The sequence below is a fragment of the Kurthia senegalensis genome, from assembly GCF_000285595.1.
Lineage (GTDB): Bacteria > Bacillota > Bacilli > Bacillales_A > Planococcaceae > Kurthia > Kurthia senegalensis.
In genome coordinates, this window is the sequence record NZ_HE611066.1 from 149,339 (window position 1) to 159,979 (window position 10,641).

Below are 10,641 nucleotides of genomic sequence, written 5' to 3' on the forward strand. Positions count from 1 at the left end.
GAATAAAAGTTAATTATATTAAAATAAACAGTAGTAAATACGGATGAAAGAGGTGGAAATATGCCATCAATCGGTGAAACGATTAAAACGTTACGCAAACAACAAAAAATGACACAAAGCGACCTAGCTGGCGATCGCTTAACGAAAGGGATGCTTAGTTTAATTGAAAATGATAAAGCAAAACCTTCTATCGACAGCTTACAATACATTGCCAAGCGACTTGCTGTTCCGATGTCGGATTTAATTGGTGAGATGGACCGAGAAAAATTACGTGAAACGCTGAAACAGATTACACGTATTTGGGACGAACAAAATCGGCAACTTCAACCGGATTATAGCGAAGCTTTCACGCTATTTGAACCGATTTTGCCCGATTTGAAACAGCGTAGCTACGAAGAACTCCGCTTAGAGCAACTGTATTTAGAAATGCGCGGCTTTGCGGATAAAAAAATGGATTTGGCAGCATACGAAGCGATTTTGAAAAAATATGAACAAATGGCTTTGCACGACAATGTAATGAATGGCTACATTTCGTTGATGATTTATGCGTATTTAGTCGAGAGCCACACGCTCGGCGTTCAATATTCAGACGATGCGGCGGCATACTTCGAGCAGTACGAAACGCTTCTATCCGTCGAAAAGCAACTCCAGTTTTATTATTATCGGATGATTGCACTTGCGATGACGAAAGATCGCCCTTGGAAACATTGCGCCGAAAAAGCACTCGCACTATCGAGAGAAAAAATATGTATTACTTAATCGACGCTTTTTATCGCTTTTTATTCATGCAAGAAATTATCGAATACAATGAACCGCAAGCACGACGTTATTTGAAGAAACTAACACTGTTCTTCCAAATGACGGATGACGAGCAGGCGGAAAAAGCATTGCTGTTTTGGCAGCTGTTCATTCCCCTGTTCATTCATCGTGACTTTGAAACGAGTTATACGATTTTAGAACAATGCAAAAAACAAGATGAAGCGGGCGAAGTGAAGCAAGTTGTCACGAATGTCGCCTCTGCAATAGAAGCGTATATTTTATTCCATTTAGAGCGTTATGAGGAAAGTGCGGCTGCGTACGAGGAAATCATTGAAAGTTTTTATTTCAATAAGCATCCGATTGATTTATCGCTCATCTTTTTAGGCTTGACAGCACGTGCCCGTTCTTATTGGCAGCTCGGGAAAAAAGAAGCCGCGAAGCGTGATATGTTGTACGTTCAAAATGAAATAAAAGATTTTCCAGACTATTCGTATTCGGTATTTTTCAAAGAAAGTATCGCTGTTATTTTAGGAGGAGATTAAATGGATTTAGCTAATTTATTGCAAGCACAAGAAGAACAATTGCTACGAGACGATGTGCGCCAAAATGCGGCACTTCGAAAACGGTATTTAGCGGATTCTTTTTTTGAAATCGGCAGTTCGGGAAAATTTTTGTATGAAGACGTCGATGAAGCACAAAACTACGACTTAGGGACAGTACAAATGCAACTGTCGCACTTTCGGCTGCATCCGCTCACAGAAGAAGTGGCACTCGTGACGTATGAAATTTTAAATGAACGTACCGGCATCCGCTCGCTTCGTAGCTCTACGTGGCAATTGTTCGATGGCCAATGGAAAATGGTTTTTCACCAAGGGACAATCAAAGGAGACTAGCGTATGCACACAAAAGTTCAATCATTTATCGACACGTACGGCTTATTTCAAGACGATCCGATTCAACAAATTCAACTACAACACCGCTTTTCACTCGTAGAAGCGTTTGCTATTCAACCTGGCATGACCGTCCTCGAAATCGGCTGTGGACAAGGCGATACGACGGTCGCACTTGCCGATGCAGTCGGTCCGAACGGGCACGTCATTGCGCTAGACATTGCAGATGGAGATTACGGTGCACCGTTCACCCTCGCACAAGCACATAAACGCATTCAAACGTCTTCACTCGGTGATCGTATCGACTTTCAGTTAAATACGGATTTTCTAGATTGGGTGTCGCCTGTACATATCGATGCGATCGTATTGTCCCACTGTTCATGGTATTTCCAAGATGCTGCTCTACTAGCTACCTACTTCCAAAAAATGAATGCGCTAACGAAGCGAATTTATTTTGCCGAGTGGTCGATGCAAATAGATGACATCGCACAGCGAGGGCATTTCTATGCGGTGTCCATTTTAGCTTTATATTCTGCTTTCATCGAAAATGATGGCAATATTCAACACGTCTTCAGTGCCTCACAAATCGAGCAATTTGCACGTGATGCACACTTTACATTACGCGAACGAAAAATCGTCGATGCGCATTATTTACAAGACGGGGAATGGGAAAAAGCGTATGCGAATGAGCTCGTCTCTGACTTTACGAAAGCCCCTCATGCGATTCAAGCCCTCGTTTCGACGTATGCGGAAGCGATGAATCAAGACGACCATACGACTTCTTTAAACAGCGTCGTTCTTTTATTTGAGCGCTAAATAGCAAAAATAACCCCCGTCCGAAATTTCGAACGAGGGGCTTTTTATTACATAAACGCTCGTATTCGTTGCATGACTTTCGTTAAAGAAGCGAGCGATTGTTCCATATCATTTGGCACGACGTCTAACGAATGGTTTGCATTAGGAATCACAAGTACGGTTACATTGTCTTTTTCATTCAATGTCGCTACTTTTTGTTCATCATAATGCGGATCTGCATCACCAATAATGAGCAACAGTTCATTCTCAATTTCTAACAGTTTCTTATATACATCATCGGTTTGTAAAACCGGTGTCAGCATAATAAGTTTCGGATGAATTGCTTGTTTTTGACTAAAATGAAAACTCATCGGTATCGTACCGAGTGATTTTCCGACGAATAAAATATCGTCGTAGGCCCCTCTTTGGCATACGTCAACAATGACAGACTTCACATCTTTCAAAATGTTCGCAGCTATTCCCGCTACTGGTTGCTCAAAAAAAGAATCCTCATACGCATAGTTCACTTGTACAACATCGTACCCTTGTTGCAACATTACCATATTCGTATAATACATGAGCGGTTTGTCATATAAATAATTCGTTCCTGACAGTAACACACAAAGCTTACGTGCATCATTATCAAAATGCGTATAGGAAATCCGGTCAGCCGTTTCTTTTTTATTTTCTTCATCAAAATGTCTCCTTTCACAACGTCGCAACAAATTGTAAAAACGCCTCTTCTTCTTCCACGAATGGGTTATGATTGCTTTTCTCAAACGTCGTCAATACGGCATTCGGCATGAGGGTTGCGGCTTCTACCGCATATTCATAAGGACACTGTGCATCGTAGCGTCCTCCGTAAATCGCGGCTTTCGTCTGTACAGAAGGAAGCAGTGGACGTAAATCGAACGTCGGCAGCTCTTCATATGAAAAATAATCGAGTCGTTTCGATACGGTTTTGCCACTGTTCGGACGACTCGTCAGTTTTTCGTAGCTCTTAGCGTCGTATAAAGACATGAGTGCCCATTCTTTTGAACCCGCTTGACGCATTTCACGAGACGACGTAGGGTCTGCGAGCATCGCGAGAATTTCTTTTATTCTTACATTGTTCGGATTTTCTTTACAATAAATACTTTTCGGATTGTACATGTACGCATTCGATGCACAAAGCCCACCCGCTACAATTTGTGTGAGCGACTTCGGACATTGCGTCGCATACGCAAGTGCCAGCATTCCACCTGTTGAATGCCCTGCAAAAGTCCACAGTTGAAAGCCAAGTGCTTCCCGAATTGCTTCTAAATCGAACACCGTTTCATCCATTGCATATGTATAGCGTGCTGTCGGACCGTCTGATTGACCACATCCTCGTAAATTGACGAGATACGTTTCGTAATGCGGTACGAACGCATTCGCAAATAAATTACCACGGTCATCAAATTCGCTATATAAATGCGTGACGCATAGTGGCTTGCCTTCCCCTGCTACAAATACTTCAAAAGTGCCTCTCGTCGTTTCAATTAATTGCTGTTTCCACATACCCATCTCCTCCTTTTTTATTACTATACCATTTTTTGGATAATAAAAAAGAGTTGCTTATATCTTGGACTATTAAATGATACGAGTATTCCTTATTTTTATTTCTTTTCTGTTAATTGTAAAGGAACTACGTGTTATTTTATATACTAAAACGTATGCGTTCTTTTTCTGTTTAAATTAAATTTCTAAGAAAAATTTATGGACGAAAAGCTGCCCATTCACCATAGCGTCTAAATGATCGGCAATTCAATTTTATAAAATTGCATAGAATCGATTCTGAATGATCATTTATACTATTTTTAGTCTAAATACGTGACGCAAAAAAGAAACATACCCTAAAATATAACGATAAAATGTATAATTACACACTTATTTTTCACTAAATGCACGTAAGTAAAAAGTTTTATTTTACAATTAATAGTAAAAATACATTTTATTTCTTCTTTTTTATGATACATTTTTGTTATCAAATTTTTATGAGGAAGTAACATAGTTTTAAATATGTAAAATTAGGATTAGCTTCAACCGTATTATTTACAGGACTTAGTTTTGCAGAACATGACGTATCTGCAGTAGACTATGCAAAAAAATACAGAACTTAGCTCCGGGAGTAAAATTAAGTGACATTCAAAAGGGTGTAAAAACAATTGCAAAACAAGAAAAAAATCAACCGCTACTGTTTATAAAGAATTATATGTAGAATTATCAAAAGATTCTATCGAAGGTGCTTCAGAAGCAAAAAAACTCGGTATTAATTTAAATAATAGCGCACATATCATGGGTGGCAATTCATCGAATGAAAAGAAAAGCCATTATTTAAATGCCAAAAAATTAAATAAAAAAATTAAAAAAGGTCATTTTTTCTATACACCTTCTAGTACATACGGAGCTAATCACGGGCATGTCGGTCTTTTCTATTCAAAAACAGCCATTGTAGAATCTGTACCAGGTTCAGGCGTTCGCAGAATTAGCGTTTCTAAAAGACGGGTAGATAATAAAGGTGCCGTCTTAAAATCGGTAACTGTTTCTACTAAAAAACGGGATGCAGCAGCAAACTGGGCAAATAGCCGTGTAGGCAAAGATAAATATTCTACTAATTTCTTTAACAATCGTACAACTTCTCATTATGGAGATAAAAACTGTTCTAAACTCATTTGGTCAGCTTATAAACTAAAAGCCCACATTGATTTAGATAATGATAAAGGAAAAGGTGTTTACCCACGTGACATTCGTGATTCGAAATTAACGAAAAAAGTTGCTACTATTTAACGAGGAGTTTTAAAATGAAAAAATTCATATTATGGGCTCTCGCGCTGCTTATCATTGCAGCCATTAGCTTGACCATTTATATGACAACTGCTCGAAATACGGATAAAGGTTTCGTCGATCCGTCTCTTACTTCTAAAAAAGACAACATGAAAAATTTAATTCAAACGAGTGAAGCTGTCGTTTATTACACGACAACAATTGACGTCGCTCAAAAAGAAAGAGAAAGTTGGGCACTTTTCATTTCGAAAGACCATCAAGCTTCGGTTCATCGTATGAAAGGGTTAGATTTAGGTACGCTTTATTATGAACCGCAGGAAAAAACATTACTGCTCGAAGACTCCGATTCGTTACAATTCGTGACAGATGATGGTATTCAAAAGCAAACATTTAGTCAAAAAGAACATACAGGTACGAGTGTAGGCTATTTAACAAAAGACCAAACTTTTTACAGTATGAACAATACAGGTATTCTTGAGTCAAAAAGCAAAGGTTACGAATCTACACTTCGTTACGGCAATGCACAAAAAGTAAACAGCACAACGATTCCGGAGTGGGTGCAAGCGACAGCAGACAATGGTCTTGATACGATTTATTCGCTCGTTAACTACATACCAGACGAATCAGGTAGCGAATATTTTCGAATCGTCCAATCAACACTAGATGATACGCATGTTTTTCAAACCCAAACGCTTGGTGAAATTATGAAGTTCTCAGATACACAAAGTCCTACACTCCTTTCAAATATGTATTATGATGCACAGCATTTGTATGGAATTATTTCTTACTCAAGTGACAAAGATGAGGATTCCATTCACTACGATATTCTCGATTATGACATCGCAAATAAAACCGTCAACCGGCATGAGATTGCCTCATATAAAAACCAATTACTTGTCCAAATGGGTATTCACCAAGGGGGTTCGTTCCAAAATAAACGTCTCTACTTTGTTGAAGCTGACGGAAATGTTGAGCAAATCGATGTAAAAACACATCAAGCAAAAACATTATATAATTTGAATGCGTTATATGGTTATGATGATTTTTCAAATCCACAAGAACATCAACTATATATGGATGATGAATTTATTTATTATTTTTATTACGACCACGAAGGACAGTACTATCTTGACCAAATCGTTCTACAAACAGGTAAACGCATTGCATCCAACCGTATAGAGCACGCAAAAGAATTGTTAGAATCTCAAACGCAATTAGTACCCAATGCACTCGTTGCTATTCCTGAGTAAATTTGAAATTTCTACATGACAAAAGAGGCTGGGACATAAGTAAAAATTCCAGTCTTTAATAGAGAAAGTGATGTCGAGTTGAAACCGTGCCCGCGAAAAGCGTCGCCCAAAACGAAGAACAGATTGATTGAATAAATAAAAAGGTCAGCATGATTTAAAAATCATGCTGACCTTTTCTATTGTCTGGGTTTTGTCCCAGCCTCTTTATGTTAAATAATGAAAGTTTATTCTCCGACAGTCCCGTCGCCATCACGATCGTCCATGTATTGATACAACCAGTGATCACGCGTGATCGGCATGCTGTAGCCCGCTTCTTTCGCTTCTTTAATCGTCACTTGGCCATTGCCATTCGTATCGACTTTTGAAAGGTCGCCGGTTGCCGGTACTTTCGCTTTCGTTGTCGTCGTTTCTTCTGTTTTTTTCTTCGTTAATCCGAGTGATTCATTCGTTTTATCTGGGTTGCCATTTTCAAATTCATCGACAACTTGATGACCTCGGATCGTATACGTATATTTGTATTTCGACGGAATTTGTGTTGTTTTGTTCGGATACGTAATAATCGCTTCGAAATTCGTTGCGCCGCCTGCATCACGAATCGCTTTTTCCATATACGCTTGGTCACCATGGCGGTTAAGCGTTGAATCTTGTGGCGTAATGTTGTACGCATTCGATACGCCACCTAGAGAATCGGCAATGACATGCCCTTCATCTAAGTCTGAGCGTTCGACACCTGGCACTTTCGCTTCGTCTGCGTAATAGCGTCCAGTTGATAAAACAGGTTCCGTTTTATCATTTTGCAGTGTGATTTTTGCAGCTGTTACGCGCACGAGTTGTCCGTATTCATTCGTATATGCCCAGTATTTACGGTCGCCAAAACCGATGTCTACAACGACTTTCGCTTGGCGGCTTCCTGAACGGTCGCCACCGTCTACCGTTATTTTTTTATATCCTTTCAATGCATCTTTCGTATGAGAAGCCGTTTTGACGGTCGTGTCTTGTTTTGCTTCTTCTTTTGGTTCAGTCGTTTGTTGTTTCGTCGTTTGTTGCTCTGATGATTTCGACGCTTCGGACGCTTGTTCTGTCGTATTTTCTGTTGTCGCAGTCGTTACGGGTGTTGCTTTCGACGTCGTATCTTCCGTCGTCGTTTCGTCCGTACAACCTGCTAAGACGCCCATCGCTAAAACGAATGCGCCCCATTTCCAATATGTTTTCACTTTTTATAACCCCTATATCTATCATATTTATGCGTAGTTCTTATAGTAGTATAGGATACTTGTGTAAAAATATCAGTAGTTTTCAAAAGAAAACTTCTTTTTAAGAAGGCATTGTACATAAATGCTATGAAAAAACCGAGTAGCTTTTTGCATCGCTACTCGGTCTCTTTTTATTTTACTTGAATCATTTTATAACCACTTTTATTGTTCATGGAATCGATGACACGGATTTTTAATTTTTGTTTTTTCTTCTGCTTCACGATTTTTACCGTAAACGTATTTTTCTTGCTTACCGTAGCCGTACCGATTCGCTTCGTGCCATTGTATACTTCCACTTTATAGCCTTTCGTACTTTTCCCTGTTACGGTCGTCACTTTCGTCGCTGAAACGGTCGGTTTTTTCAGCGTTTTCGATGTTTTGACGACAACGGATTTAGAATACTTACCAGCGACGACTTTCAATGTCACATCGGCTTTTTGTTTCGCAATTGATACTTTATAATCGCCGGTCGGTCCGGCTTTTTTAGAGCCTAAAAGCGTCTTTCCTCGGTACACTTTAACGAGTTGATTAGCTGTCGTGTGTCCCGTCACAACTTTATGTGTATTTTTCACAGAATTGACGGTTAGACGATTGGCTACTTCTAATTTTTGAAGTTGTAATTCCGCTTGTAGCAATTTATTGTAATTCGTCACGAGTTCTTGCTGACTAAAAAGCATCGTATCGTAAGCAACACGTGCAGAAGCAATTGCTTCCTTGCTCGTTAATTTAACATTTTTCACTGCCGGTAATCCGGCAATTTGTTGCACGACGCGTTTCGCTACTGCCGCATCGACTTCTTTTGCCGTTAATGCGGTATATTGTTTCTCACTTCGCACGAGGAGCGCATAGTTCGATACGAGCCTTTTTTGTGCAATCGATAAGCTATTGTAAGCAGCACGTGCTTTTTCAATATCCGATTGCGTTTGTAATGTGACCGTCAACGGTAATTGTTGAATCATGTATACGACGCTCACCGCATCATTCGTCACTTTTTCGGGATCATCCGTATTCGTTGTATTTTGAAGAATAATCACTTGTTGCTCCGCATCTAACAACTTCCCGACATTCGAAATCGTCGCTTTTTCTTCTGTTGTGAGCGAGTTGTACATCGCTCGAGCATTTTTGACGAATTCAATGTCTTTCATCGTAATACGAGTCGGCAGTTGTTGAATGAGGTCCATTAGTTCCTTACTCACCGCATCTTGTGCGACCCACTTCGCATAAAAGGTTTGATTCGACGTCGTATTTTTCGGAATAACGGTCACCGCACTAGTTGAAAAATCTGCTGTCGTATACCAGCCGGCAAATTGATAACCCGCTTTTTGAACGTTTGCTGCAGTTGGAAGAGCGGTACTATCAATATCTTTGAATGTCGTCGGTGCTTGTTGTACCGTTCCACCGTCTAATTCATACGTAATGTGATACGTTTTGGCATCTGTCTTTGCGTATAATGTAATATTTTCTTTTGGCATGACGAGTTTTTCACTTGTCGTATATTGTGTCGTTTGCGTTCCTGTATCATTCGTCGTCCAAGCGATGACGTCATCGTTTGAAAAGGGTGTCGCTAAATTGATGATGGCATACGGTGCATACGTAGCGGTTTCTGTTGCATCACCATTTTTGAATGTGACCGTATACGTTTTCGCTTTCATCGACTTGTATTGACCATTTTTCATGTCGGTCATATCGTATAGACGGTTTTTTCGTTGTACGAAGCGATCGTAAGCGATTAGACCGTATAACGCTTGGTCGGTTGCCATCGCATTGACCGAACTACCAGAACCCCCACCGCCGTCATATCCAGCGGTCACGTGTTTGAAGCCACCTACTTCAGGTGATGAACCACTGCCGGCTGCGAAGAATGTTAACAGCGCATCGACCATATTGTCTGTGTACACCCCGTCACGCATTGCACCTTGTTGGTTGAATGAAGCAGTCTTTTTCAATGTCGGAAGGGCGACTTGCTTCGCTTTCGGGTCAATGTTTAATGCCGTCAAGGCGACGATAACTTGTACCGTACTTTCAGCATTCACATTGCCCCATGCGTTGTAGCCACCATTTTCGTATTGCACTTTACTTAACGTCAAAATACCGCGCTCGACGTATTTTTAAATTCCGTATACGATTTCGTCGCTTTCGTTGCCGTGTAGCGACTTTCGCTTAAATAATACGGTGCAAGTGCTTGCAATGCCATCCCGGTAATGTCTGGGTCCGCTTCCGTACCGAAAAGCGTCCACCCACCTGCTTCCGTTTCATGATCTAAAATGTAGTCGATCAAACGACCTTTCGTATTAATATCACCTGCTGTATAAACAGACGGTTTCGCCAAGAAGTTGTAATCGCCTGTATCCATCGCAATGAGTTCCCAAATAGGACCGTTAATACCTTGTCGATACGAAAAAGCATACGATTGCGACAATTGGTCGATGAAATTACAGCCATTAATGTTCGACAGCGGATAGCCAAGTGAAGTCATCGTTAAAGAGAGACGTGACCATTCCGTTGACTTACTCGCATCGAGTTGGCAATTGACGCCTTTCACGTATTTGTCGATACGTGATTTGTATTGTGTAAAGTATGTCGGTGGAATGTATTGAACGTAATCATAGCCGGTATACATCCCACGTAATAAATCCATGACAGACCATTCGCCGTACGTAGAACCCATAGAAGGTTCTTTGACCGTTTCTAAAATATAACGTGCTGCTGCGTTCATATAAAATCCTTCATCTGGTTTGCGATCTTCGTAAAAGCGGATGCCTAAATCCCGATAGCCTTCTTCCGGATCAAAAGCTGCTGCTTGTGCCTCCAGTGTGCTACTGAAAAGGAAGAGGGCAAAAAATAGACCAATCCACTGCGTCATTTTTTTCATAAAAGATGCTCCTTTTT

General features: G+C 40.3%; 11 protein-coding genes. 6 read left to right on the plus strand and 5 right to left on the minus strand.

Going from position 1 to position 10,641, the window contains the following annotated elements; genetic code table 11:
* Window positions 1-60: 60 nt before the first annotated feature.
* Genes KSHG_RS16485 through KSHG_RS16490 form a run of 4 tightly spaced genes read left to right on the plus strand, consistent with a single transcriptional unit; the run spans window position 61 to window position 2,465 of the window.
* The gene (locus KSHG_RS16485; protein WP_026022540.1) at window positions 61-759 is read left to right on the plus strand and encodes a helix-turn-helix domain-containing protein; all 699 of its coding nucleotides are present in this window, start codon (window positions 61-63) and stop codon (window positions 757-759) included.
* Complete coding sequence (locus KSHG_RS08100) at window positions 747-1,301, plus strand: hypothetical protein (protein WP_026022541.1); 555 nt, start codon at window positions 747-749, stop codon at window positions 1,299-1,301. The genes KSHG_RS16485 and KSHG_RS08100 overlap by 13 nt, the downstream gene beginning before the upstream one ends.
* Window positions 1,302-1,652: a nuclear transport factor 2 family protein gene (locus KSHG_RS08105; RefSeq protein WP_010304455.1), complete on the plus strand. Its 351-nt coding sequence runs from the start codon at window positions 1,302-1,304 to the stop codon at window positions 1,650-1,652. It abuts the gene before it with no gap.
* A gap of 3 nt (window positions 1,653-1,655) precedes the next feature.
* Window positions 1,656-2,465, plus strand: a complete 810-nt coding sequence (locus KSHG_RS16490; protein WP_010304458.1) for an SAM-dependent methyltransferase — start codon at window positions 1,656-1,658, stop codon at window positions 2,463-2,465.
* Between the two features lie 47 nt (window positions 2,466-2,512).
* Here the strand turns inward: KSHG_RS16490 and KSHG_RS16495 are convergent, their stop codons facing one another.
* Window positions 2,513-3,169: an alpha/beta family hydrolase gene (locus KSHG_RS16495; RefSeq protein WP_010304460.1), complete on the minus strand. Its 657-nt coding sequence runs from the start codon at window positions 3,167-3,169 to the stop codon at window positions 2,513-2,515.
* Complete coding sequence (locus KSHG_RS08120; RefSeq protein WP_010304462.1) at window positions 3,153-3,983, minus strand: alpha/beta fold hydrolase; 831 nt, start codon at window positions 3,981-3,983, stop codon at window positions 3,153-3,155. Before KSHG_RS08120 ends, KSHG_RS16495 begins: the two co-directional genes overlap by 17 nt.
* Before the next feature lie 777 nt (window positions 3,984-4,760).
* Between KSHG_RS08120 and KSHG_RS16500 the strand changes: the two genes are divergently transcribed.
* Together KSHG_RS16500 and KSHG_RS08130 are read left to right on the plus strand one after the other, a co-directional pair.
* Window positions 4,761-5,252, plus strand: coding sequence for a YycO (locus KSHG_RS16500; RefSeq protein WP_010304463.1), 492 nt, complete (start codon window positions 4,761-4,763; stop codon window positions 5,250-5,252).
* A gap of 14 nt (window positions 5,253-5,266) precedes the next feature.
* Window positions 5,267-6,499, plus strand: coding sequence for a hypothetical protein (locus tag KSHG_RS08130; protein ID WP_010304465.1), 1,233 nt, complete (start codon window positions 5,267-5,269; stop codon window positions 6,497-6,499).
* A gap of 224 nt (window positions 6,500-6,723) precedes the next feature.
* On the opposite strand, the gene KSHG_RS08135 is transcribed toward KSHG_RS08130, so the two are convergent.
* From KSHG_RS08135 to KSHG_RS08145, 3 genes are all read right to left on the minus strand, one after another.
* The gene (locus tag KSHG_RS08135) at window positions 6,724-7,713 is read right to left on the minus strand and encodes a DNA/RNA non-specific endonuclease (RefSeq protein WP_010304467.1); all 990 of its coding nucleotides are present in this window, start codon (window positions 7,711-7,713) and stop codon (window positions 6,724-6,726) included.
* A gap of 170 nt (window positions 7,714-7,883) precedes the next feature.
* A complete protein-coding gene (locus tag KSHG_RS08140; RefSeq protein WP_026022542.1) occupies window positions 7,884-9,839 on the minus strand; it encodes an Ig-like domain-containing protein in 1,956 nt (651 codons plus the stop codon).
* Window positions 9,836-10,624: a hypothetical protein gene (locus tag KSHG_RS08145; RefSeq protein ID WP_026022543.1), complete on the minus strand. Its 789-nt coding sequence runs from the start codon at window positions 10,622-10,624 to the stop codon at window positions 9,836-9,838. The genes KSHG_RS08140 and KSHG_RS08145 overlap by 4 nt, the downstream gene beginning before the upstream one ends.
* Window positions 10,625-10,641 lie beyond the last annotated feature (17 nt).